This is a genomic window from Streptomyces sp. NPDC002577, assembly GCF_053594815.1.
In genome coordinates this window covers 100,725-125,014 of the sequence record NZ_JBSFWK010000023.1, presented here as the reverse complement: position 1 = coordinate 125,014, position 24,290 = coordinate 100,725, and the positions used below count along the sequence as shown (strand labels likewise).

The 24,290-nt window shown below is 70.5% G+C and carries 23 protein-coding genes and 1 pseudogene; 11 read left to right on the top strand and 13 right to left on the bottom strand.

Features of this window, described 5'->3' with window-relative positions; translation table 11 throughout:
* Window positions 1–89 precede the first annotated feature (89 nt).
* On the bottom strand, window positions 90–443 hold the full coding sequence (locus ACWD4J_RS26190) for a hypothetical protein (RefSeq protein ID WP_451397862.1): 354 nt from the start codon (window positions 441–443) through the stop codon (window positions 90–92).
* Window positions 444–803: 360 nt separating this feature from the next.
* Between ACWD4J_RS26190 and ACWD4J_RS26185 the strand changes: the two genes are divergently transcribed.
* From ACWD4J_RS26185 to ACWD4J_RS26175, 3 genes are all read left to right on the top strand, one after another.
* A complete protein-coding gene (locus ACWD4J_RS26185; protein ID WP_451397861.1) occupies window positions 804–1,838 on the top strand; it encodes an NlpC/P60 family protein in 1,035 nt (344 codons plus the stop codon).
* A gap of 213 nt (window positions 1,839–2,051) precedes the next feature.
* Window positions 2,052–2,513 carry an SRPBCC family protein gene (locus ACWD4J_RS26180; RefSeq protein ID WP_451397860.1) on the top strand — a complete coding sequence of 154 codons (462 nt, stop codon included), beginning with the start codon at window positions 2,052–2,054 and terminating at the stop codon, window positions 2,511–2,513.
* An 87-nt stretch (window positions 2,514–2,600) separates the two neighbouring features.
* Window positions 2,601–2,924, top strand: a complete 324-nt coding sequence (locus tag ACWD4J_RS26175) for a plasmid stabilization protein (RefSeq protein WP_451397859.1) — start codon at window positions 2,601–2,603, stop codon at window positions 2,922–2,924.
* Window positions 2,925–2,955: 31 nt separating this feature from the next.
* On the opposite strand, the gene ACWD4J_RS26170 is transcribed toward ACWD4J_RS26175, so the two are convergent.
* A complete protein-coding gene (locus tag ACWD4J_RS26170) occupies window positions 2,956–3,690 on the bottom strand; it encodes a LuxR C-terminal-related transcriptional regulator (protein WP_451397858.1) in 735 nt (244 codons plus the stop codon).
* Window positions 3,687–4,985, bottom strand: coding sequence for an ATP-binding protein (locus tag ACWD4J_RS26165; RefSeq protein ID WP_451397857.1), 1,299 nt, complete (start codon window positions 4,983–4,985; stop codon window positions 3,687–3,689). Before ACWD4J_RS26165 ends, ACWD4J_RS26170 begins: the two co-directional genes overlap by 4 nt.
* A 219-nt stretch (window positions 4,986–5,204) precedes the next feature.
* On the opposite strand from ACWD4J_RS26165, the gene ACWD4J_RS26160 reads away from it, so the two are divergent.
* Window positions 5,205–6,548, top strand: coding sequence for a PspC domain-containing protein (locus tag ACWD4J_RS26160; RefSeq protein ID WP_451397856.1), 1,344 nt, complete (start codon window positions 5,205–5,207; stop codon window positions 6,546–6,548).
* Window positions 6,535–6,777, top strand: coding sequence for a hypothetical protein (locus ACWD4J_RS26155; protein ID WP_451397855.1), 243 nt, complete (start codon window positions 6,535–6,537; stop codon window positions 6,775–6,777). The genes ACWD4J_RS26160 and ACWD4J_RS26155 overlap by 14 nt, the downstream gene beginning before the upstream one ends.
* 24 nt (window positions 6,778–6,801) lie before the next feature.
* Here ACWD4J_RS26155 and ACWD4J_RS26150 read toward each other — a convergent pair whose 3' ends face one another.
* On the bottom strand, window positions 6,802–7,332 hold the full coding sequence (locus ACWD4J_RS26150; RefSeq protein ID WP_451397854.1) for a DoxX family protein: 531 nt from the start codon (window positions 7,330–7,332) through the stop codon (window positions 6,802–6,804).
* 307 nt (window positions 7,333–7,639) lie between these two features.
* Entirely contained in the window at window positions 7,640–8,905 is a 1,266-nt protein-coding gene (locus tag ACWD4J_RS26145; protein WP_451397853.1) for a hypothetical protein, read from the bottom strand.
* Between the two features lie 269 nt (window positions 8,906–9,174).
* Between ACWD4J_RS26145 and ACWD4J_RS26140 the strand changes: the two genes are divergently transcribed.
* Window positions 9,175–10,083, top strand: coding sequence for a DUF4429 domain-containing protein (locus tag ACWD4J_RS26140; protein ID WP_451397852.1), 909 nt, complete (start codon window positions 9,175–9,177; stop codon window positions 10,081–10,083).
* 31 nt (window positions 10,084–10,114) lie between these two features.
* Here the strand turns inward: ACWD4J_RS26140 and ACWD4J_RS26135 are convergent, their stop codons facing one another.
* The 3 genes from ACWD4J_RS26135 to guaA form a co-directional block, all read right to left on the bottom strand.
* Window positions 10,115–10,900 carry a class II aldolase/adducin family protein gene (locus tag ACWD4J_RS26135; protein WP_451397851.1) on the bottom strand — a complete coding sequence of 262 codons (786 nt, stop codon included), beginning with the start codon at window positions 10,898–10,900 and terminating at the stop codon, window positions 10,115–10,117.
* 138 nt (window positions 10,901–11,038) lie between these two features.
* Entirely contained in the window at window positions 11,039–11,674 is a 636-nt protein-coding gene (locus ACWD4J_RS26130; RefSeq protein ID WP_451397850.1) for a Uma2 family endonuclease, read from the bottom strand.
* Between the two features lie 102 nt (window positions 11,675–11,776).
* A complete protein-coding gene (gene guaA / locus ACWD4J_RS26125) occupies window positions 11,777–13,357 on the bottom strand; it encodes a glutamine-hydrolyzing GMP synthase (RefSeq protein WP_451397849.1) in 1,581 nt (526 codons plus the stop codon).
* Window positions 13,358–13,793: 436 nt separating this feature from the next.
* Between guaA and ACWD4J_RS26120 the strand changes: the two genes are divergently transcribed.
* Window positions 13,794–14,096: a chorismate mutase gene (locus tag ACWD4J_RS26120; protein WP_451397848.1), complete on the top strand. Its 303-nt coding sequence runs from the start codon at window positions 13,794–13,796 to the stop codon at window positions 14,094–14,096.
* Window positions 14,097–14,432: 336 nt separating this feature from the next.
* Here the strand turns inward: ACWD4J_RS26120 and ACWD4J_RS26115 are convergent, their stop codons facing one another.
* The 3 genes from ACWD4J_RS26115 to ACWD4J_RS26105 all read right to left on the bottom strand — a co-directional run bounded on the left by ACWD4J_RS26115 (window position 14,433) and on the right by ACWD4J_RS26105 (window position 16,832).
* A complete protein-coding gene (locus tag ACWD4J_RS26115; RefSeq protein ID WP_451397847.1) occupies window positions 14,433–15,158 on the bottom strand; it encodes a hypothetical protein in 726 nt (241 codons plus the stop codon).
* 232 nt (window positions 15,159–15,390) lie between these two features.
* Complete coding sequence (locus tag ACWD4J_RS26110; protein ID WP_451397846.1) at window positions 15,391–15,537, bottom strand: hypothetical protein; 147 nt, start codon at window positions 15,535–15,537, stop codon at window positions 15,391–15,393.
* 593 nt (window positions 15,538–16,130) lie between these two features.
* Entirely contained in the window at window positions 16,131–16,832 is a 702-nt protein-coding gene (locus tag ACWD4J_RS26105; protein WP_451397845.1) for a FadR/GntR family transcriptional regulator, read from the bottom strand.
* A gap of 267 nt (window positions 16,833–17,099) precedes the next feature.
* On the opposite strand from ACWD4J_RS26105, the gene ACWD4J_RS26100 reads away from it, so the two are divergent.
* The 4 genes and pseudogenes from ACWD4J_RS26100 (at window position 17,100) to ACWD4J_RS26085 (ending at window position 20,670) form a co-directional block, all read left to right on the top strand.
* Window positions 17,100–17,300 carry an alpha-isopropylmalate synthase regulatory domain-containing protein gene (locus ACWD4J_RS26100; RefSeq protein ID WP_451397866.1) on the top strand — a complete coding sequence of 67 codons (201 nt, stop codon included), beginning with the start codon at window positions 17,100–17,102 and terminating at the stop codon, window positions 17,298–17,300.
* 19 nt (window positions 17,301–17,319) lie between these two features.
* Window positions 17,320–17,752 (top strand): annotated as a pseudogene (locus ACWD4J_RS26095) (ATP-binding cassette domain-containing protein); the annotation flags it as partial.
* Window positions 17,753–17,952: 200 nt separating this feature from the next.
* Window positions 17,953–19,194 (top strand): MFS transporter, encoded by a 1,242-nt coding sequence (locus ACWD4J_RS26090; RefSeq protein ID WP_451397844.1) that lies wholly within the window; start codon window positions 17,953–17,955, stop codon window positions 19,192–19,194.
* 414 nt (window positions 19,195–19,608) lie between these two features.
* Entirely contained in the window at window positions 19,609–20,670 is a 1,062-nt protein-coding gene (locus ACWD4J_RS26085) for an LAETG motif-containing sortase-dependent surface protein (protein ID WP_451397843.1), read from the top strand.
* A gap of 86 nt (window positions 20,671–20,756) precedes the next feature.
* Here the strand turns inward: ACWD4J_RS26085 and ACWD4J_RS26080 are convergent, their stop codons facing one another.
* Complete coding sequence (locus ACWD4J_RS26080; RefSeq protein WP_451397842.1) at window positions 20,757–22,580, bottom strand: GMC family oxidoreductase N-terminal domain-containing protein; 1,824 nt, start codon at window positions 22,578–22,580, stop codon at window positions 20,757–20,759.
* Window positions 22,581–22,645: 65 nt separating this feature from the next.
* Complete coding sequence (locus ACWD4J_RS26075) at window positions 22,646–24,289, bottom strand: succinic semialdehyde dehydrogenase (RefSeq protein ID WP_451397841.1); 1,644 nt, start codon at window positions 24,287–24,289, stop codon at window positions 22,646–22,648.
* Window position 24,290 lies beyond the last annotated feature (1 nt).

Here is a 24,290-nt window from a genome sequence, read left to right as displayed (position 1 = left end):
GTCGGTGCGGGTCATGCCCGGCGCAATGGCGTTGACGGTGATGCCGTACGGGCCGAGCGCTGGGGCTACGCCCCAGGCCCCCTGCCGCGTCAGGTCCACAGCACGGCGATGAACACGTTCGCCATGGTCGCCAGACCCACCAGGCCGAACGCCCGCTTGTCCACCGTCTCCTCGTCGCGCTTCACGTATACGAGCCCGAGGATCACGATCAGCAGCGCGAGCTTCACACCGATCTTGATGTTGTTGACGGGGTGGTCGTCGGCCTGGTTGAGGCCGACCAGGATCACGCCCGTGACGAGCATGGTGAGCGCGCCGTGCAGCATCGCCGGGCTGAACCGGGCGGTGCCCTGACCCATCGCCTTCATCTGGGTGAGGAAGCCGCCCAGGAGCGAAGCGATGCCGATGATGTGCAGGCCGACGAAAAGATGGATGAGTACGTCCATGAGGCCGGAGCCTAACCGGGCCGATATCACCGCCCTACGGCCAGGGGTGCCGCTTCCGGCGCAACGGTCACAGGCATACGTCAAGGGGCGGCGGCCCGTCGAGTCCTCGGTCACATACGGGCACCGACAGTCCACTCCGGGCAGTTGCGCACATTCCGTCACCGGCCGGTGACGGAGGGGTTTAGCGTGCTTCCCCAGGTGACCGGCTCCCCACCGCCGCCCGGGTCAGGGGCGGCAGTCGGACACCACCGCCGAGAAGGTCCGGCGGCGGCGCGTTCCCCCTGTGCGGGCCGCCGCCGGGCACCCGTCCACTGCGGTTCGCTCGGCGGTCGGCACGCCCCCGGAAGGACGTGGAGCCCCGTGGCAGCGCACCGCAAGCCCCGACAGCGCTCGCTCAGCGGCCATACGGCCCGCACCGCCACCACCCTCGCGCTCGCCGGAGCGGCGACCGCGACGGCCTTCGACGGCACCGGTCACGCGGCACCGGATCTCACCCCCGCCCAGGTCAAGGCCAAGGTCGACGAGCTCTACCACGAGGCGGAGATCGCCACCGAGAAGTACAACGGCGCGAAGGAGAAGGCCGGCGAGGCCGAGAAGTCCGTCGACGAGCTGCGTGACGAGGCGGCACGCAGGATGGAGCGGCTGAACTCCGCGCGCGAAGTGCTGGGTTCGGCCGCCGCCGCGCAGTATCGTTCAGGCGCCCTCGCCCCGGGTGTGGAGCTGGCGCTCTCCTCCAACCCCGACCAGTACCTGGAGCGTGCGTCGCTGGCAGAGCGCGCGGACCACCGTCAGGCCGCGGACGTCGCAGAGGTCGCGAAGCAGCTCCGGCAGATCGAGCAGCTGCGCGAGGAGGCCGACGGCCGGCTCGACGAACTTCGGGCCCGGCAGGCGGAACTGAAGCGGCACAAGAAGACGGTGACGGCGAAGCTGGCCGAAGCGCAGCGACTCCTCAACGGCCTCCCGGCGGGCGAGCGCGGCGGTATCTCGGGCGATTCCGGTTCCGACGGCCTCGGGGCCCTCCCCGACGGATCGGCCGTCGCCCCCAACTCCCGGGCGGCCGCGGCCGTCTCCTACGCGTACCGGGCGCTGGGCAGCCCCTACGTGTGGGGCGCCACAGGGCCGAACGCCTTCGACTGCTCCGGCCTCACCCAGGCCGCGTACCGCTCGGCGGGCGTCTCCCTGCCCCGCACGACGTATGCCCAGATCGACGCCGGCCGGCGTATCCCGCGCTCCGAACTACGGCCGGGCGATCTGGTCTTCTTCTACTCGGGCGTGAGCCATGTCGGCATCTACGTGGGCGGCGGCCGGATGATCCACGCCCCGAACCCCAGCGCACCGGTACGGATCGCACCCATCGACCAGATGCCGTTCGCGGGGGCGACCCGGGTGGCGTAGCTCCGGCGGCGCCCATGGCCGGCGCCCATGGCTTACGACCACGCCGGAGACACCGTGGGCACCTCCGTGCCCCCCACACCCCGGCGCATATCGATATGAATCAGGACAAGCTCAGTTGGTTAGGCCCTCCTCTTGGGGGAAGCCGAATACGGACGATTCCAGTTGCTCACGGGGATCGCCGGAGCGGTCCTCGCCGAAAGGAGGAGGCACCTCATGAGCAGGACGATGGAGTCCGTCGACGTGGACGTCCCGCTGCACACCGCGTACAACCAGTGGACGCAGTTCGAGGAGTTCCCGAATTTCATGGAGGGCGTGGAACAGGTCAGGCAGATCGACGACCGGCACAATCACTGGGTGACGAATGTCGCCGGGGCCCGCAGGGAGTTCGACACGGAAATCGTCGACCAGCTCCCCGACGAAAGGGTCGCCTGGCGCACCGTATCCGGAGAGGTGACGCAGAAGGGCGTGGTGACGTTCCTGCGCCTGGACGACACGCACACCCGGGTCAGCCTCGCCCTGGACGTCGAGCCCCATGGTCTCGTGGAGAAGACCGCCGATATGGCGGGCGTCATCGGCCGCCGGGCCAAGGGAGACATGAAGCGCTTCAAGCACTACATCGAGGAGCGCGGCACCGAATCGGGCGCCTGGCGCGGCCGGATCACACCGGGCGGCTGACCGCTTCCTCCGGACGGAACGTGTGACCGGAGCTTGATCCGGTCGAGCCGCACAGGCCAAGCAGAGAGAAATTCCCAGGTGAGGATCATGCCAAGAGGATCCAGCCCGAAACGAGAGCGCCAGTACGAGCACATCAAGGAGAGTGCCGAACAACGCGGAGAAAACACGAAGCGTGCCAAGGAGATCGCCGCCCGCACGGTGAACAAGGAACGCGCGCAAGCCGGCGAGTCCCGCACCGCCAGCCGCAGTTCGATCCAGGACAAGCCCGCGCCGAAGCGCGGCGGCGAGCGGTCCCACTCCGGCTCCCAGGGACCGACGTACGACCAGCTGTACGCGGAGGCGAAGCGCCGCAACATCGACGGACGCTCCAACATGAACAAGGCCGAGCTGAAGAGGGCCCTCGGCAGCTGAACACGGAGGGCCGGATACGGGCCCGGCTCGGTCAGACCAGGCGGCGCGCCGTGGCCCAGCGGGTCAGCTCGTGCCGGTTGGAGAGCTGGAGCTTGCGCAGCACCGCCGACACATGCGACTCGACCGTCTTCACGGAGATGAACAGCTGCTTGGCGATCTCCTTGTACGCATAGCCGCGGGCGATGAGCCGCAGCACCTCGCGCTCGCGCTGGGTGAGCCGGTCCAGGTCCTCGTCGACCGGCGGGGCGTCGGTGGACGCGAACGCGTCGAGGACGAAGCCGGCCAGCCGCGGTGAGAAGACCGCGTCTCCCTCCTGTACCCGGAAGATCGAATCGACCAGGTCAGAGCCCGTGATGGTCTTGGTGACATAGCCCCGCGCACCGCCGCGGATGACGCCGATGACGTCCTCGGCGGCGTCCGAGACGGACAGCGCCAGGAACCGGACGGGCCGCTCGGCGCCGGCCATCAGCGAGGCACAGCGCCGCAGCACCTCGACGCCTCCGCCACCGGGCAGATGCACGTCGAGCAGCACCACCTCGGGACGGGTTGCGGTGATGACCGTGACCGCCTGGTCGACGTCGGCGGCCTCGCCGACGACCTCGACTCCGGTCTGCTCTGTCTGACCGATCTCCGCCTGTACTCCGGTGCGGAACATACGGTGGTCGTCGACCAGGACGACCCGTACGCGCCGCCCGCCCGCGCCCGGTGCAGGCTCAGCAGCATCGTTCGCCCCGGTCGGCTCGTTCGCCCCCGCCACGTCGCTCATGACGTCTTCTCCGCCCTCTCCATGGTCAGCTCGACCTCCGTGCCGCCGCCCGGCACGGCACGCAGCTGTGCCGTACCGCCGTTGCGCTGCATACGGCCGATGATCGATTCTCGTACGCCCATCCGGTCCTCGGGCACGGAATCCAGGTCGAAACCGGGCCCCCGATCCCGGACGGACACGAAGACGGTCCGGTCCTCGACCTCGGCATAGACCTGCACCGCCCCACCCTCGCCACCGTACTTGGCGGCGTTCACCATCGCTTCCCGCGCGGCCTGCATCTGTGCGCCCAGTTTCTCGTCGAGCGGGCAGTCGCCGACGACCACGACCTCGATGGGGACGCCGTATTTGTCCTCGACCTCGGCCGCGCCCAGCCGCACGGCCTCTGCGAGCGTGTCCGGCTCCTCCGCTGCGTCTTCTGCCGACTTGCCGTTGCCCTCCGGCTTGTACAGCCAGGCACGCAGGTCGCGCTCCTGCGCGCGGGCCAGGCGTCGCACCTCGCCGGGGTTGTCCGCGTTGCGCTGTATCAGCGTCAGCGTGTGCAGGACCGAGTCGTGCACGTGTGCGGCGACCTCCGCCCGCTCCTGCGCGCGGATACGCATCAGGCGCTCCTCGGACAGGTCCTGGGTCATGCGTACGAGATAGGGGCCGGCGAGCAGGGCTATGCCGACCAGGACGGCGAGCGCCGCCTGGAGCACGGAACCGAGGTGCTCGGCGGAGCCCTGCAGCACGAAGATGCCGGTCACTCCGGTGCCGACGAGCAGTACGCCCGCTGCCGAGCGCAGGAGGGTCAGGGTGCGGCGGCGCCGGCCGACCTCCATCCAGCGGGCCCGCCGCGCGTTGTCCGCCTGACGCCAGACCAGGGCGACACCGGCGCCGACGAGCAGGGTCGGCCACAGATACGCCTTGGCGGGGCCGCCCAGGTCGACGTTGCCGACGAAGACCATGGCCACGACGACCATGGCGAGCAGTGCGACGATCTGGCCCTTGTCCGGTTTTCGGGCCACGAGTCTGCGGCGGCCGTCGGGGGCCGTCTCCGTGGTGACCGCAGAGGGGCGCTCGGCGTCGACGCCGCCGACGCCGAGCGGTACGAAGAACCAGAACGCGGCGTAGAGCAGGGCGCCGAGGCCGTCCGCCATGAACAGCCCGACGAAGACCAGCCGCACCCAGCCGACGGGGAGGCCCAGGTGCCCGGCGAGGCCCCTCGCCACTCCGCCGAGCCAGCGGCCGTCGCTGCTGCGGTACAGCTTGCGGAGGGGGCGCGGGGCGGCGGTGGTGGGGGCGGCGGCATCCGGCATGCCACCGATGGTCACATGCCTTGCGGCGCGGGACATCAGGGTTGGGCCCGGAGAATTCCCTTACGGGCACCGGCCGGGCTCCCCCGGTACGACGCGGCGGCACCCGCCGGAGGCTGACCACCGACCACCCCGCACTCCGGGACGTCAGGGACCGATATCAGGGTTCGTCCAGGGTCGGCCCCGCTGCCGTCGCGCGTCATCGCCCGTCACCATGGACACATGACCGATCAGCAGCGCGCCGCCGAGGCCGCCGCCCAGGACCCCGCCGAGCCTGCGCTCCTGTCGCAGTTCCGCCGGGACCGCCGGCACAAGATGCTCGGCGGGGTCTGCGCGGGCCTCGGCCGCCAGTGCGACATGGACCCGGTGATCTTCCGGATCGGTCTCGCCGTCCTCGCGGTCACCGGCGGACTGGGTCTCCTCTTCTACGGCTTCGCCTGGCTGTTCGTACCGTTCGACGAGGAGGAGGAGAACGAGGCGCGCAGGCTGCTGTCGGGCCGCGTGGAGGGCCCGGCCCTGACGGCCGTGCTCTGCGCGCTCGTCGGCTGCGGCCTGTTCCTGTCGATGCTGAACAACGGCGGGGTCCTCACCTTCGCCGCGGTCCTGGCGCTGCTCCTCGCCGGCGCCGGCTACTGGTCGGCGCAGCGGGGCACCGCGGAAGCCGACCCGCTCGCGGCCCAGACGGTGGCCGACGCGCCGCCCGAGGCGCAGGCACCCCCGGTCGCCGGTCCCATACCGTCCTGGTGGCGCGATCCGATCGTCAAGGACGGCACACACGTGGGCGGCACGGGCTATCTGTGGGGCCCCGCGGAGCTGGAGGGCTCCGCCACCGCCCCCGGCGCCTCCGGTCGGGCCCGCCCGACCGGCACGTACGACGCGACAGCGACAGGGCGCCCACCCCGGTCGAGCGAGCGCGGGCACGGCTCCCACGGCCCGCGCTGGATCGGCGGCTGGGTGTTCCTGCTGGCCCTGGCCGCCGCGGTCCTCGGCACCGGCCTGACCTGGGACGACCACGCCCTCGCCACCAGCCTGCAGACCGGGCTCGCGGCTGCGCTGACCGTGTTCGCACTGGGCATCGCGGTCAGCGCCTTCGCCGGCCGTACAGGGGTCGGGTCGATCCTGCTCGCGATCATCACGGCGGGACTGCTGGCGACGTCGGCGGCCCTGCCGAAGGACATCACCACGCACTGGTCGCGCACCGAGTGGGCGCCCGCCACGGTCGCGAAGGTCCAGTCGGCGTACAGCCTGGACACGGGCGTCGGCACCCTCGACCTCAGCGGCGTGGACATCGGCAAGGGCAAGACGCTCACCACGCGCGCCGAGGTCGGCATAGGCCGCATCGAGGTCGTCGTCCCGCCGGACGCGACGGTGAATCTGCACGTCGAAGTGGGCATCGGCGACATCCAGCTGCCCGGCGACGACAAACAGGACGTGGACATCGCCCCGGGCAAGGAGAAGAACGTGACGCTGGAGCCTTTGGCGGGCAGCGGCGACGACGGCGGGACCGTCGACCTGCGGCTGGAAGTAGGCGTCGGACAGGCGGAGGTGGTCCGTGCTACGTCATGAGTTCCAGCCCGGGAAACTGGTCGCGGGCGCGTTCCTGCTGGCCGCGGGGGTCACGTACCTGGGAGACGCCCGCGGGGCCTGGGAGACTCCCTGGTACTCGATCATCCCGATCGTGGCGGGCGGCCTGCTCCTCGCCGCCGTCACCACGGGAGTGACCTACGCGGTACGCCGCAGCCGCCGGAACACCCCTCGCCCCCGGCCCTCGGACGGACCGCCTCAGGCACCCTGAGCCGGCCCGTCTCCCCCTTCCCGCCTACGCGTACTCCGTGCCCCGCCCGCGCCGCACCCTGATGGCCGCGTCCACCGACAGCACCGACGCGCCCGCAAGGATCAGCGGCAGCCAGGCCATCAGATACGCCAGGTCGTTGCCGTAGTAGAAGGGCTCGGTCGCCCAGCTCACCGTCAGCCAGAGGCTGAGGGAGATCAGGGCGCCGCCGAGCGCGGCGAGCCGGGTCAGAAAACCGAACAGAGCGCCGATACCGACGGCCAGTTCACCGAGGGCGATGGCGTAGCCGAAGCCGACCGGGTTCTTCAGTGCCAGGTCGACGAGCGCGGGGACGGCAGAGACGTCGCGCACTCCGTGCAGCAGCTCGCCGAGCGAGCCCGCCCCGGACGCGGACATGAAGGCGCTGTCGGTGAACTTGTCGATGCCCGCATAGATGAAGGTGAACCCGAGGAAGATCCGCAACGGAACCAGCGCGAAGCGAGTCGCGGTGTCCCGCCAGTCGCTGCGGTCCCCATTGACATAACTGATGTGACTGTCCGTCCGCATGCCGTTCACCATCGCCCTGAGCCGCCTCTCTGCCCTGTCTCTTCAGCATTCAACAGACTTAACACGTACGCCAAGAAGGCGCGGTTCACCAGGCATATGACGTATTCGTCGGCAGACCCAACAATTGCGGGGCATCTTCCAGCGATTCGGCGGTATGTCCACAACTATTCGGCGGTATCACGCACCTGCACAGGCGGCATCACCGCACCCAGGCGGTATCACCGCACCCACAGGCGGTATCGCCGCGCCCGCACAGGGGATGTCGCCGCACCTGCGCGGCGCCCCGCACCCGGACCGCCGCGCGACGCACTCCCCCGCCTTACTCCACCACGTCGATCACACACGGGTTGGTCTCCACGCCCGCCGCCGTGATGACCTGTACCTCGACCCGGCCGGGCTCGACATCGACAGGGACCGGCACCGTCAGGACGGTGTCCGTGGGGTTGGTGAAGCCGCCGGGCACCGGGACGAGCGGCACGTGGGCGTGCACGGCGCCGATCCGGACGACCATGCGGGCCAGCCGGTCGGCGGCGCCCGCGCCGGGCGGGACGAAGCCGGCGCCGCGGATCTCGATGTCGTCGCCGGTACGGATGGGCGCGTCGAGGTCGCCGGCCTCCCGGGCGCGTACGACGGAGAGGATCACCGGCCGCCCGCCCTCCGCGTACTTGCCGGTCAGATACGTCGCGGCCGACACGAGCACCAGCAGCGCCAGCCCCCACGGCAGATCGGGCAGCTGCTCGGGGCGGCGCGCGAGCCGAACCGCCGCGAAGATCACGGCGACGGCGCTGACCAGGACGTACTGCGTGTCGGCGAAGCTCCCGCGGCCCGCGTCGTCGGTGAGCAGGTCGGCGGCCCGGGGCCGGTCGGCGCGTACCTTCTGCAGCCGCTGGCCGAGTACGCGCAGCGCCACGACCCGGCGTACGAGGACGGCGACGCCGCACACCACGGCGACGACGGTCACGACCCCGGCGCCGCGGGCGAGTTCGAGCCCGGCGATCAGCTCGTCGCGCTCCCGGCGGCCCGAAGCGGCGGCGAGTTCGCCCGCGAGCACGAGCACGGCGAAGACGACGAACAGCACCCAGGATGCGGCCACGGCACGCGATGTGGACAGCCGGTTGTCCTCGCCGATCACCGGCGCGAGCACCCCGCCGCGCGCCCGGTGCGCATAACCCGCGCCGCTGAGCAGGGCGGCGGCGACGAGCGCCGCGAGCAGCCCGGCCGTCCGGGCGGCCGTCCACCCGGCGCCGATCGCCGTGAGCGCCTGCACCAGCAGCAGTACGGCGACGGCGGCCCAGACGACGACGAGGGTGCGCCGCCACAGCCGGGCCAGCCATGCCTCGCCCTCGGCGCGGCCGCGTTCGGCGACGAGGTCCGCGGACTGCGTCAGCTCGTCCGACACCCACTGCCGTGAGGCGCCGGCCGAGTGCGCGACGGCCGGGGGAAGGCCCTGCCCGGCCGCCAGCTCGTCGCGCTTCGCCAGGAACGCCGCCACCGCACGACGGTGTCCTTCGCGCGCGCCGTGCGGGCAGTCGCCGCACGCGCAGCCGCCCTCGTGCGAGCCCTGTCTCGCCTCCTGCACCGCCACGACCACTGCCGCCTTCCCGCGCCGCTTCCTGAAACCATGAAAGTTACGAACATCCTCTGGATCTCGCGGATCCCGAAGATCTCGCAGGTGCCGTTAATCGGCATAGACGCCGTTATCGGCTTTCGCTCCCGTTATGGGATTCTTGTCCGCCAAATCTGCCTGCAGTGTCAGGGAATTGTGCCGCACGGCAACCGTCGCCGTTCCCGCGGGTCAGGTCAGGACGGGTGATTACGGGGCCGCCGTGTTGACCCGGCTGCGAGAATTTCGGTATGGCCGAGATCATCCAGCGCGACGGGGCTTGGGCGTTCGACGGCTCCACCGTCCGGATCACACCCGGCCTCCACCGCTCCGTATCGCTGTTCCGCCAGACGTACGGGGAGGTGGCGGTGCCGTTGGAAGCCGTGGCCGGCGTCGCCTTCGAGCCGGAACGCAGACGCGGACGACTGCGCATCCGGCTGCGCGAGGGTGCCGACCCCCTGCTGCAGGCCACAGGCGGCCGCCTGCCCGACGCCGCCGACCCCTACCGGCTGATCGTCGGCCCGGACCGCTCGGGCGTCGCCGAGTATGTCGCGGAGGAGATCCGCCAGGCGCTGCTCCTTGAGCAGATACCGAAGGACCCCACGTCGTCGTATCTGCTGATGGGCCCTCCGGTGCCGGTATCGGTGCGGTCCAGCGACGGCACCGTCTCGTTCGACGGCACACAGGTCCGTATCGACTGGAGCGACAGCTCGGACCGGGTGAAGCGGGCGACGGGGCCGCGCATCATGGAACTCGCCGATCTCGTCGCGGTCGAGTGGCTGCCCAGTTCCGGGTACGAGGGCGGCTTCCTCCGCTTCGTCACCAGGGAGACGGTCTTCTCCAAGCTGCCGCCGGAGAAGGACCCGTACGCCGTGGACCTGTGGGGCAACGCTCGCCGGGACCTGCTGACGGCCCTCGTCGCGACCGCGGTCACGGCCCGCCTGCCGCACCCGTCCGCCCGCACCGGCGAGTACGCCGTCCGGTCCCTGCCGCTCCCGGCGGGCTCCAGCGATGATGCGCCGTCCCCCGCGCCGACCGGCCCTGTCGACCACGACGTCCTGCTGCGCCGCCTGCGCGAACTGGGCGCACTGCACCGCGAAGGCGTCCTGACCGACGAGGAGTTCGCGGCCACGAAGCGGGCGGTGCTGCGCGGCTTCTGAGCCGGACAGGTCTGGCGGGTCTGCGCCGCTCCTACGACAGCAGATCTGGTTCCGTGCTGCTGACGGCGCGCCACAGCGGCTGGTAGTTGATCCACGCCACGAGATCGCCACCGAGCTGTTCGCGGGTCGCCACCGCCTGCTTGTGGTCGATCAGCGTCGGCCGGCCCGCGGCCTTGGCGCTCAGCTGGACCTGGCAGGACCGCTCCATGGAGATGAACCACCAGGCCGCCGCGTCGACCGAGTCGCCGACCGTCAGCAGCCCGTGGTTGCGCAGGATCACCGCCTTACGCGGGCCGAGCGCCGACGCGATCCGGTGTCCCTCCTCGGCGTCCACGGAGACACCCGTGTAGTCGTCGTAGAGGGCATGGTCCTCGTAAAAGGCACACGCCTCCTGGGTGATCGGGTCGAGGAGCTCGCGCAACGTCGACAGCGCGCGCCCGTACACCGAGTGGCAGTGCGCGACGGCGACCACGTCCGGGCGAGCGGCGTGCACCTGCGCGTGCACGGTGAACGCCGCCTGGTTGATGTGGAAGCGGCCCTCGACGACCTGCCCCTGCACGTTGGCCAGGACGAGATCGCCGGCGGTGACGTGCTGGAACGGCACCCCGAAGGGGTTCACCCAGAAACAGTCCGGGTACTCGGGGTCCCGCGCGGTGATGTGCCCGGCCACCCCGTCCTCGTACCCGAGCCGCCCGAACACCCGCAGGGCCCCGGCGAGCCGTTCCTTGCGGTACTGCCGCTCGTCGGCGGCGGACTCGAGCACCGGCGGCATCGCGAACTGCAGGTGGTCGGTGGGTATGGGCACGGGCGCGTGCATGGTCTGTCCTCCGGCCGTCGGTGTGCGGACCTGGTCGTACACAGCGGTACGGAGCGGAAGTTACCGCCGGTCACCGCAAGAGGACAGAGTCTTGAACGAAAAGTCGGCGGCCGGGTCGGGTCGGCCGCAGGGTGGCGGTCAGAGCTTGTCGATCTCGGTGAGGTCGATGTCGATGTCGAAGGGGACGGAGAGCTTGAGCCGGTCGTGGTGGACCCCTGCGGAGGCGTACGCCCCGGTGGCCGGGTCGAGCTGGTACACGTACGCCTCGGGGCGTCCGTCTTCACCGCGCTCGATCCGCCAGAAGTGCGGGATGCCACCCTGTGCGTAGAGCTGCGGCTTGCGCTCGCGGTCCCGCCGCTCGGAGTCCGGGGAGACCACCTCGACGGCGAGGACCACGTCCCCGACCTTGTAGTACGTCTCCTCCCCCTCGCACACCGCATCGGCGCGCACGACCGAGATATCGGGCTCCGGTCCCTGGCGCTTGTCGATGACGACCGTCATCTCCCGCCGTACTCGCAGATGCTCGGGGACGGTGCTGCGCAGGCCCGCTTCCAACAGATACATCGCCAGAGTGTGGAAACTCTTCTGCGGGCTCACGAAGACCAGGCTCCCGTCGATCAGCTCGGTGTGCGGCGGGAGGTCGGTCAGGGTCAGCAAATGGTCCACGGTCCAGCCGCCCTCCGGCGGCACCGGCCACATCCGCCCGGCCTTCCGCGTGGGCTCGGCCTCCGGCACGGACTCGGGCAGCGGCTCGGCGGTCATGGTTCCTCCCATGGACGGGATCCTGCACCGTATGGACAGCCTACCCAGGGCGAACGACAACGCCGCCGCCCAAACGAATGGGCGACGGCGAAGTCGTTGACGCGTTCGGGAGTGCTACTCCCACTCGATCGTCCCCGGCGGCTTGCTCGTCACGTCGAGCACCACGCGGTTGACGTCACGAACCTCGTTGGTGATCCGGGTCGAGATCCTGGCCAGCACGTCGTACGGCAGGCGCGACCAGTCGGCGGTCATCGCGTCCTCGGACGAGACGGGCCGCAGCACGATCGGGTGGCCGTAGGTGCGGCCGTCGCCCTGGACGCCGACGCTGCGGACGTCCGCGAGCAGCACGACCGGGCACTGCCAGATCTCGCGGTCGAGGCCGGCCGCGGTCAGCTCCTCGCGGGCGATGGCGTCGGCCTCGCGCAGCAGGTCGAGGCGGTCCTTGGTGACCTCGCCGACGATACGGATGCCGAGGCCGGGGCCCGGGAACGGCTGGCGCTGGACGATCTCGTCCGGCAGGCCCAGCTCGGCGCCGACCATCCGGACCTCGTCCTTGAACAGCTTGCGCAGCGGCTCGATGAGCTTGAACTCGAGGTCCTCGGGCAGGCCGCCCACGTTGTGGTGGGACTTGATGTTCGCCGTGCCGGTGCCGCCGCCGGACTCGACGACGTCCGGGTAGAGCGTGCCCTGCACCAGGAACTCGACCGGCTGGTCGTCGGGGGCCTCGGCGATGATCTCGGCCTGGGCCTGCTCGAACACCCGGATGAACTCGCGACCGATGATCTTCCGCTTCTCCTCGGGGTCCGAGACACCCTTGAGCGCGTCGAGGAATCGCTCCTCCGCGTCGACGACCTTGAGCTGGACGCCCGTGGCCGCGACGAAGTCCTTCTCGACCTGCGCGGTCTCGTCCTTGCGCATCAGGCCGTGGTCGACGTACACACAGGTCAGCTGCGAGCCGATGGCCTTCTGCACGAGCGCGGCCGCGACCGCGGAGTCGACGCCGCCGGACAGACCGCAGATCGCGCGCTTGGTGCCGACCAGGGCACGGATCGCCTCGACCTGCTCATCGATGACGTTGCCGGTGGTCCACGTGGGCTTCAGGCCGGCGCCGCGGTAGAGGAAGTGCTCGAGGACCTGCTGGCCGTGCGTGGAGTGCATCACCTCGGGGTGGTACTGCACGCCGTACAGCTTCTTCTCGTCGTTCTCGAAGGCCGCGACCGGCACGACGTCCGTGGACGCGGTGACCGTGAAGCCCTCGGGCGCGGCGGAGCAGGCGTCACCGTGCGACATCCACACGGCCTGCTCGGCCGGGGTGCCCTCGAAGAGGGTCGAACCGGGGCGGGAGACGGCCAGCTGCGTACGGCCGTACTCGCGGGCGCCCGTGTTGTCGACCACGCCACCGAGCGTGGTCGCCATCAGCTGGAAGCCGTAGCACATGCCGAAGACGGGGACGCCGGCCTCGAACAGCGCGCGGTCGACGGTCGGCGCGCCCTCCTCGTACACCGACGACGGGCCGCCGGAGAGGATGATCGCCGCGGGGTTCTTGGCGAGCATCTCCTCGACCGGCATGGTGCTCGGCACGATCTCGCTGTAGACGCGGGCCTCACGGACGCGGCGGGCGATGAGCTGGGCGTACTGCGCACCGAAGTCGACGACCAGGACGGTGTCGGGGGCGGCGGGGGACGCTGATGGCACGGCGGCGGCCTTCCGGCGTTGAGCAGGCGGATCTGCGTGAGCAGAGGGGTCTGGCATCAGCCCGGTCTGCACGTGGCAGGGGGTCTGATATGTCGATTCTACCGGGGCGCGCACCCCTGCTTTCCGGCTCCGCCGGCCACCCGCTCGGCCCACGCCCTCGGTGCGCCCTCACTCAGGCCGTCGTCTCATCATCCGAACCCGCGTGGACGCTGCCCGCGACGGGGGCCATACTGATCGCATGCGCAAGCACCAGACCTTCGTCTTTACCTATGGCAACCGGCCCGCCGGCTGCCATGGTCGTGCTGCTTGAGCAACTGACAAGCGACTTCCAGGCGCCCCGGGCCGACAAGGCCCGGGGCGCTCTGTCGTTCCGGGCCCTGCCGCTCCGGGGCACCACCCCGACACAGGGGCACCGCCCCGACAAGGAGCAACCGACATGACCATCGCCCCCGCAGAGAAGACCGCCGCCGAGAAGACCGGCGCCCGCACCGACGAGGCCGCCGATCTGATCACGGGCGCCCGCGAGCGCATCGACACACTCGACGACCGGATCATCGGTCTCATCCAGGAACGGATGGCCGTCTCGGCCGTGATCCAGGACGCCCGCATCGCATCCGGCGGACGCCGCGTGAACCTCTCCCGCGAGATGGAGGTCCTCGGCCGCTACAGGGACGCGCTGGGCAAGCCCGGCACGCCGCTGGCGATGACGCTGCTGGAGCTGTGCCGGGGTCGTGTCTGACGTGTCGCCCGCGGCTGTACGCCTGCCGCCCGCACCGGCCGCAGGCGTACAGCCGAGCACACGTTCGCATCCGCTCTCACCCGTACGGCGCGTGACCCGGCTTTCCCGGGCTTCGTTGGTCCGGGTGTCCGTGCCAGCCAGGGGCGGCTCGTAGGAGAACCACGCGTGGCTCCGCTGGAGCGATGAGGCGTACGGATTCGTGCTGTGCGCCGTGGGACCTCGCTCCAGACATGTGACCGGACGGCAGGGGACAGCAGCCCGGTCAACAATGGGCCGGTCGGCTCCGGGGACGCCCGGAGCCGACCGGCCTCTCTTCTGCAATCAGACGCGTCGCGCTCAGCCGGCGGCCTTCTCCAGCTTGGCGACCTGGGCGTCGACGACCTTCGCCGGAACCTCGGTCTTCTTGGCGTCGAGCATGTTCATGGCGTAGAAGGCCGCGATGGTGGAGCCGCTGCGGACGACCGTGAAGGCCATCGGCACGGTGTCGCCGTCTATCTTCCCCGTGACCTTGTACGACACGGCTTCGTCGCCCGCGTCCGGCGCGTCCAGCGCCTGCACGCCGCTGTACTTGTAGTCGGCGTGCTCGTAGCTCGTGCACTTCTCGGTGGCCGTGCGCAGACCCGCCATGACCTTCTCGGCGTCGGCCTGCTCGTGAGCGAGGAGCGCGAAGGAAGTGACCGTGGCGTCGGTCGCGTCGACGTTGGAGAGAGTGCGGCCGGTGCGCGCCTGCGCCTTGGGCTGGGTGGTGAACATGAACATGTCCGCGAGGGGCTGGCACTCGGCCGGGTCTGCGGGCACGATGTCCGACGGCATGTCCGCGGCGGACATCTTCTCGATCTTGTAGTCCTTGATGTCGGCGCTGGTGACGACGGCCTTCTCCAGCTGCGCGGCGGTGAGCGCCTTGACCCCGGCCTCCGCGGCCGCGGTCTCCTTGTTCTGAGAGGTCTTCTTCGGCGATGCCTTGGCCTCACCATCGCCGCCGTTCCCACCGCACGCGGCGGTCAGTCCCAGAGCGGCCACCACGGACACGGCCACGAGGGCCCGCTTCGCAGCTGACTTCACGTCTTGTCTCTCCACATTCAAGTCTCACGGCCCGAAAGGCCGTCCCCACGGAAACCCCGATCCGTCCGCGGAAGCGCCATCCAAGCCGCCAACAAGCCCTTTTTGCCAGCGATTTACGTAACGATCCGAAATCACGAAAATAGTTGTACGGCCGTGATCACGACCCCACAACGAACCAACAGCCCATTCACAGCAGGAGTGGACCTCTGGACGCCCACACACGCCGCGTCATTCACAGGGCCACCGGGGACAGTCCCGGACCCGACTCGAACCAGAGGACTTTGCCACCCTGCCCGAAGAGCTCCCGGCCCAGCGGACATCCGCCCCAGGCGCGCGCGTAGCGGCGTACGAGGAACAGTCCACGTCCACCGACGGCCACGTCAGATCCCGGCACTGGCATCGGCATCGAGCCCAGGTACGTGACCAACTTGTCAGAGGGAGGCGGGATATGCGGATTCGTATCCCACACACTCACCCGCAGCCGTCCGCCGTCCAGCGACCGAAACCTCAGGGCGGCAGGCCTCTTGGCGTTCCGGAGGCATTGGTGGCCAGCTCTGACGTCAACAACTCGGCGAGATCCAACAGTTGTGCCATGCAGTGCTCGGCGGGGACAGTTGGAAGATTTGTGTTCGCTCACTCGTCACGGAGCCGGGCGGTGGCCTGCCGCGCGGGATGCCACGGGGTGCGCTTCCGCTTACAGGCTGGGGGCGTGGCCCCCGGACGGGACAGTCGACGGCCGAGTCGGCTTCGGGGCGGTAGCGGCTGTGCGCCATGAGGTCACTGGCCACCTGGTCCGCGAGGGGGTGGACACCGGTGAACAGGAGCCGGCGGACCCGCCTGAGCGCGGGAAGAACAGGACCGTCCAGGGCGTGGTGGGTGTGGCAGCGGCGGGAAAGCACCGTATCCATGGTTCGGCATCGAGCATTGCTGCCGCTCTCCGAGGAGACGACGAGGTCGGAGGGACGCCGGGCGTCAGAGGGAGTGGAGCAGGGCGAGCGTCTGCGTGAGTTCGTCCCGCAGCGCGCGTCCGGCCGCCTCGGCGTCGGACCGCACGACCGCGTCCACCAGGGCGGTGTGCCCCTCGTCGCCGTGGTTCGGGTCGTCGGAGCGCAGGTCGAGCAGTTCGACAAGATCGAATAGCCGCTGTTGCAGCACGGGGACGAACTCGGTGAACAAGCCGGTGAGCACCGGGTTGTGCGCCGCGGCGACCACGGCCTGGTGCAGGGCGATGTCGGCCTCGATGAACTCGGCGTTGCCGGCGTTCGCGGCGTCACGGCGTCTGGCCAGTGCCCCGTGGAGGGCGGCGATGTCGTCGTCGGTCCGGCGCTGCGCAGCCAACTGCGCGGCCTCGACCTCGATGAGCATGCGGACCTCGTAGACATCGATGATGGCCGCCTGGCGGAGCTGGGTGGACCAGTCCTCCTTGGGTTTGGTCGCGATGACGAAGACACCGGATCCCTGGCGCGCCTGCACCAGCCCGGCGCCGGCGAGTGCGCGCAGGGCCTCGCGGACGGTCGAGCGCCCCACACCGAGGGACTTGGCCAGGGCGGTCTCGCCGGGGAGCTTCGTCCCCACGGCCCACTCACCACCGGTGATCTGCTCGCGCAGGCGCTCGGTGGCCTGCTCGACCAGCGGGGACGGCCGGAGGGCCCCGAGGGCCTGTCCTCTCGGCAATGTGACCACCCTTTCCAGTCCTCAGGTTGTCTGAGGAGTTGTTCCGCCGCTAGTGTACCTCGCATGTCGCTGCACGAGCTTCTTCTCCTCGGCTGCCGCTGCGGGGCCTGACACGGCCGGCCCCCCGCAGCGGGGCCAGGCTGTGCCGGTCACCGGTTGACCGAATGAAGGACTCCGCACGATGGCTTTCTCCGCCGAGATGACGGCGTTTCCCGATCTGCGTGCCCCCTCCGGTGACATCCCGGAGGACGCGCCCCACCCGACGCCCTGCGCGCCGTCGGCGTCACCGTCGACATCCTCAGCTGGACCGAACACGCCACCACCAGCGGGCCGGGCAGCCCCGCCGCCTCCTACGCCGAGTGCCGCGTGGACGGCGTCACCTGCTGGGGCGCGGGCTGGGACACCTCCGTCCTGACCGCATCCGTCCACTCGGTCATGGCCGCCGTCAACCGCGCGAAGAAGGCCTGACCGTACGGGCCGGTGAGGGGCGCTGCTCGGCGCCAACGGCGCGGTGCAAGAGCACCCTGCTCAACCTGCCCGGGGCGCTCCAGCATCCCACCCGCGGCACGGTCGAGGTGCTGGGTCACCGGCTGGGACGGGTCGACATGCGAGAGCTGCGCTCGTACATCGGCCACGTCAACCCGCGGCACCGCTGCGCTCGCCCCTCACGGTCGGGGACGTCGTACTGACCGGACTGACCAACAGCATCTAGCTCGCCCCCCCCCCCGATGGCACCCGGCGCCCGAGCAGACGGCCAGGGCCGACCACCTCATCGACCTGCTCGGCCTCGACGACCGCTGCCAGGCGCAGTGGCCGGCCCTGTCCAAGGGGAACGGGGCCGTGCGCTCATCATCCGGGCGCTCATGCCCAGTCCACGGCTTCTGCTGCTCGACGAGCCCGCGACGGGTCTGGACGTCGCCGACCACAGCGGCAGACCGCTCTCACCGGAGAAGGCGTCCAGGAAGCGGGCCGAGTGGTCCAGGTGATCCGTCACCTGGTCCGCGGTCCCCAACGCCACGACCTCGCGCATCCGGAACGCCTTGAGGCGGCGCAGTCCGTCGAAGGCCTGAGTACCTGAGTGTTCTGCATCCACAACACCCTGAACAGGACAGATTTTTCCATGAAAAACCGACAACTCGGCTTCCTGGCCGGCACGCACGCGATCAACGACCTGTATCAGGGCGCGATCCCCGCGATGCTGCCGTTCCTGATGTCCGAGCGCCACTACAGCTACGCCGCGGTCTCCGGGCTGGCGTTCGCGGCCAGCGGCATCTCCAGCCTCTTCCAGCCGTTGTTCGGCGTTCTCTCCGACCGGAAACCGCGGACCTGGCTGGTCCCGGCCGGCTTCATCACCGCCGCCCTGGGCGTCGTGGCGGCCGGGCTGTCCGGGGACTACCTGGTCACATGGCTGTGTGTGGCGCTGGCAGGGATCGGCATCGCGGCCTACCACCCGCCCGCGACGAGCCAGGCCCGCGCCGCCGCGGGCTCGTCGCAGAAGGCCATGAGCATCTTCTCCGTCGGCGGGACGGTCGGCGGAGCCGTCGCGCCGCCGCTGGTCACCCTCGTGATCGGATCCGCGGGATTCGACGGGAGTTACCTGCTGGCCGCCCCCGCCCTGGTCATGGCGATCCTGTGGGTCCTCAAGGATCCGTGGATGCGGTGGCGGGGCTGCCCGGAGGCGGCTCCGCTGGTCACCGGTAGAGCAGCAGGGTCTGCGGCAGACAGCACCCGACGGACTGACGACTGGCGCGCCTTCGGCCGCCTGGTGGTCGTCATCATCGGCTGGTCAGTCCCGTTCGTCACCGTCACCTCACTGGTGTCCCTGCATGCGCAGCGCGATCTGGACCAGTCCGCGGCGGTGGGCGCAACCGTACTCACCTGCTACACCGCGGCCGGTGCCGTGGGTACGCTGCTGGGCGGCTGGGTCGGCGACCGGTACGGCCGGATGACCTCGGTGCGCGTCGGCTACCTGGCCGCACTTCCCGCCCTGCTGGGCATTTCCTGGGCTCCCACGCTCACGATCCTCGTGGTGAGTGCCGCACTGTTCGGCACTGCCATGTTCGTGCCGTTCGCCGCTCAGGTCACACTCGCACAGGACTACTTGCCCAACCGTCCCGGCACCGCCAGCGGACTGACCCTGGGGCTGGCCATGGCGGCGGGCGGCCTGTGTTCCCCCGCGTCCGGGTGGTTGGCCGATTCGAGCGGCCTGCGAGCCACCTTCTACGCGCTGCTCCTCGTATTCGTCGTCCCTGTCGCGTTGGCGATGCGGCTGCCCGACCGCGTCCTCGACTCGCCCGACACGCAGTCACCGGAGCCGGTCGAGACCGCGAGCCCTTACGCGAAGGCCACGGGCGCCCCGTAGGTTCGCATCGGTCCAGCCACAGCAGCTGTCAGCGCCCCGAGCAGAGGAGCACATCGATGACCGACGCCCCTGCTACCTGATGAGGAGCCCCCGGGAGCAGCCTCGCTCCGCATCCTGGCCAGAGCGATGATCCGGGGCTATGCCAACTCCACCGGTAGCAGACTCGCGTCGTGGCGGGCGTCCCGCGATAGTGACGTTGTAGTCGGGGTCGGACACTGCCCGGCTGGCCAGCGGGGCGCCCGGCGTTGTGAGCCAGGCCACATAAGAATTTCCTGAGAACGTGCACAACCATTCGCACGCATCACGGGTCACATGTTCGGAACCAACGGCCACATCCGCGTCCCCCCATGAGGCGGAGGCCTCCTCAACTTCGTACTGCGGTGCCGCAGTGCGCCGGACTTACCTGAGGTCTTCATGAAGCTTCGCCGTGCCATGGCCGCCGCGGCCGCGACGGCTGTCATAGCCCCGATCGCGCTGCTGTCGGCGCCCGCCGCGTTCGCGGACGACACTCCGACCACGTCTGAGAGCACCGCTGCGGCGGCGGAGGAGACGACTCCCGCCGCGGAGGACACCACCCCGGCGGCGGAGGAGACGACCCCCGCCGCGGAGGACACCACCCCGGCGGCCGACGAGTCGACCCCCGCCGCCGACGAGAGCACCCCCGCTGCCGACGAGTCGACCCCCGCCGGCGGTGACACCAGCGCCTCCTCCTCGCCGAGCTCGTCGGCGTCGGAGTCCGCCTCCCCGAGCGCCGAGCCGTCCGAGTGGCCCGAGGACTGCCCCGTCGACGACGACGGTGTGGACCCGGACTCCGCGCTGGACCTGTCGGTCTCCGGCCTGCCCGGCAAGATCACCGCGGGCAGCGGCTGGCACAACTTCACGCTGACCGCCTCCAACAAGAGCGACAAGGCGCTGGGCACCGTCCAGTGGCTCGCCGCCGTGGACAACTACTCGGACAGCGACAACGAGAAGGACTGGCTGAGCACCTACGCCCAGCTCGAGTACTTCAACCCCGAGACCAAGGCCTGGGAGTCGATCGCCGACGAGGTCGGCAACGGCTGGTACTTCGGCGAGACCTCGCTGGGCGCCAAGGACGTCGTCGCCATCAAGCTGCGCGTCAACATCAGCGCGAAGGCCCCTGCGGGCGACGGCTTCACCATCGGCCTCGGCGGCTACGTGGACGAAGAGAAGAACTGCACGCACAGCTCGTTCGCGTTCTACGAGTTCACCGTCCTCCCGGCCGGCAGCAGCAACGACGACCCGGGCGAGGCCAAGCCGGGCAAGGGCACCAAGCCGTCCGGCGGCAAGGAGCCGCAGGGCGGCGCCGACGAGATCCCGGCCACCGGCAACCTCGCCGAGACCGGTTCCTCCTCGATGCTGCCGACCATCGGCCTCATCGGCGGTGTCGCGGTCGTCGGCGGTGCCGGTGCGATCTTCGTCGTCCGGCGTCGTAAGAGCGAGGGCGCTGCCGCGTAAGGCACAGCCCACGCCACACCCCATACGGAAAAGGACCCGCGCTCGGAGGGGAGCACGGGTCCTTTTCGCATCAGGCGGAAGGGGCGTTACGGCCTCTTCGGGGGCACCGCCGGCATCCCCAGGAACGGCAGCTTCAGTGCGCCGAACGCGTCCGCCGGGACGGCCGGGGACTTCGGCGCGACGGGCGCAAGCCGCTCGTACGCCGCGTCCTGGGCCGGGCGCAGGTCCTCCTCGCCCTTGTTCGGCCAGAAGGACATGGCCCGCTCGGCCTGCGCGGTGATCGTCAGGGACGGGTTGACGCCCAGGTTCGCCGAGACCGCGGCGCCGTCGACGACCGAGATGCCGGGGTGGCCGTAGACCCGGTGGTACGGGTCGATCACGCCGGACTCGGACGAGTCCCCGATCGGGCAGCCGCCCAGGAAGTGGGCCGTCAGCGGGGTGCCCATCAGCTCGCCGACGTTGGAGCCGGCAAAGCCGTTGATCTCCTCCGCGAGGAGGGTCGCGGCCTGTGTGGCCTCGGGGATCTGCTGCGGGTTCGGGGCGCCGTGGCCCTGGCGGGCGGTCAGCAGGCCCTTGCCGATGCCCTTCGGCTTGCGGTACGTGGTCAGGGAGTTGTCCAGCGACTGCATGACCAGGCCGATGATGGTCCGCTCCGACCAGCGCCGGTTGGAGAGCTGGCGCACGGCGAGCCACGGGTGGCGGGCCAGGTTCGCGAACCAGCCCCGCACCCGCGCGTCCGGCCGGTACGGCACCTGCAGCGTCGTCAGGCTGCCCATCGCGTTCGAGCCCTTGCCGTAGCGGACCGGCTCGATGTGCGTGTTCGCGTCGGGGTGGATCGAGGACGTGATCGCCACGCCCTTGGTGAAGTCGGCCTTGGCGGCGCCGTGCTTCTTGCCGTAGCGGCGGTTGTCCGTCATCGCGCCCACCAGCGCCTCGGAGTTGGTGCGGGTCAGGGTGCCGAGCCGGCCGGAGAGGTGCGGCAGCTGTCCGCCGTCCTTCATGCGGTGCAGAAGCGTCTGCGTGCCGTACGTACCGGCCGCGATGACGACCCTGCGGGCCCGGTACGTCCGTCCCTCGCCCTTGCGCTTGTTGTCCGTGGGCAGCGTGGCGACGGCGAAGCCGCCCTGCGAGTCCTCGGTGACCGAGGCGACCGTGGTCATCGGGTGGACGACCGCGCCCGCCTTCTCGGCAAGGTAGAGGTAGTTCTCGTTGAGGGTGTTCTTCGCGCCGTGGCGGCAGCCGGTCATGCACTCGCCGCACTCCGTGCAGGCCTTGCGGGACGGGCCGGCCCCGCCGAAGTACGGGTCCGCGATCTCCTGCCCCGGTTGCGCCTTCCTCGCGTCCGAACCCCCGGCGTCCTTGCCGTCGCCGAAGAAGACCCCGACCGGCGCCATGTGGAAGGTGTCGCCGACGCCCATGGCCTCCGCGGTCGCCTTCAGATGGACGTCGGACGGCGTCATCGTCGGGTTGAGCCGCACTCCGAGCATCCGCTCGGCCTGGTCGTAGTACGGCTTCAGCTCCTCCTGCCAGTCCGTGATGTCCTTCCACTGCGGGTCGTTGAAGAACGCGGCGGGCGGTACGTAGAGGGTGTTCGCGTAGTTCAGCGAGCCGCCGCCGACGCCCGCGCCCGCCAGCACCATCACGTTGCCCAGCAGGTGGATGCGCTGGATGCCGTAGAGGCCGAGGGCCGGGGCCCACAGGTAGTTCTTCAGGTCCCAGGAGTTGCGGGGCAGGGTCTCGCGCGTGAAGCGGCGGCCCGCTTCCAGGACGCCGACCCGGTACCCCTTCTCGGTCAGCCGCAGGGCCGACACCGAGCCGCCGAAGCCCGAGCCGACGACGAGCACGTCGTAGTCGTAAGGGTCGTCGTGGCCGTCGTCGCCCGGCAATTGGGCAGAGCTCTCCTGTGACACTGGCTCTCCTCGTCGAGAACTGCTGGGAACGGGTGGTTGAGGGGGGTGGTCGAGAGGGATGCCTGCTAGCGCAGGCGCAGGGCCTTCATCAGCCGCAGGCTGCGGCTCATGAACGCCGCGTACTTCTCGTCGTCCATGCCGAACGCGGGCGCCATCGGCATGATCCGCTGGTGGGCGACGGTCTGGGCCTCCGTGTACTTGAGGATGCCCTCGGAGCCGTGACGGCGGCCGAGGCCGGAGTCCTTCATGCCGCCCATCGGCGACTGGACGCTGCCGTACGCCGACGCGTACCCCTCGTTGACGTTGGCCGTGCCGCTGCGCAGGCGGGCCGCGACGGCGCGTCCACGACGGCCGTCCTTCGTCCAGACCGACGCGTTCAGGCCGTACGGCGTGGAGTTGGCCAGCTCGATGGCCTCGTCCTCGTCCGTGAAGCGGTAGAGGGAGACGACCGGGCCGAAGGTCTCCTCGGTGCAGACCGCCATGGGGGCCTCGACGCCGTCGAGGATGGTCGGCTCGAAGAAGTACGGGCCGATGTCCGGGCGGGCCACGCCTCCGGCCAGCACCTTCGCGCCCTTCGCGACGGCCTCGTCGACGTGCCGGGTCACGGTCTCCAGTTGCCTGGGCCCGACCAGCGAGCCCATGTCCGCGCCGTACGCGAGGGACGTACCGAGCCGCATCGCCCTCGTCCGTGCCGCGAACCGCTCCACGAAGGCGTCCGCGACCGACTCGTGGACGTACAGCCGCTCGATGGAGATGCACAGCTGGCCGGCGGACGAGAAGCAGGCGCGCACCGCGCCCGCCGCCGCCTTCTCGATGTCGGCGTCGTGGAGCACCAGCATGGCGTTCTTGCCGCCGAGCTCCAGGGATACGCCGATCAGACGGTCGGCAGCGCCCCGGGCGACCTCGCGGCCGGTGCGCGTGGAGCCGGTGAACGAGACGTAGTCGGCGTGCTTGACGACCTCGGGGCCCACGACCGGGCCCTCGCCGAGCACCACCTGGAACACGCCCTCGGGCAGCCCGGCCTCGATCAGCAGATCGCGCGCCCACAGGGCGGTCAGGGCGGTCTCCGTGTCGGGCTTCATGACGACCGCGTTGCCCGCGACGAAGGCGGGCAGGGCGTCGCCGACGGACAGTTCGAGCGGGTAGTTCCAGGGCGCGATCTGGCCGATGACGCCGCGCGGGTGGCGGTGTTCGGTGACCTTGGTGAGGGTCGGGACGGCTCCGGTGTGCCCCTTGGGACGCAGGTAGGAGGGGGCCTTGCGGCCGTAGTGGCGCGCGGCCACGGCCACGGCCTGCACCTCTTCGTGCGCGTGCAGCCGGGCCTTGCCGGTCTCCAGCTGGATGAGGTCGAGCACCTCGGCCTGCCGGGCGAGTACGAGGTCGTGGAAGCGGAGCAGGACGGCGGCCCGCTGGCGCCCGGGCGTCGCGGCCCACACCGGCTGGGCCGTACGGGCCCGCGCGAAGGCCTCCGCGACGTCGTCGGGCGTGGACTCGGGCAGGTCCGCCAGCTTCTCACCGGTGAACGGCGTGTGGTTGGCCGTCCGGCCGGAGCCCACGACGCCTCGGGTGAGCTGGGCGACCAGCTCGGGCGTGACCACGTCGGCCGCCGTGCGCGCGCCTGCCGGGGCGGGGGCGAGCGGGTTCGTGCCGACCGTGGTGCCGGTCTTGTCCGGGGTTGCCCCGGGGGCGGTGGCCTGCGAGTCCGTCATG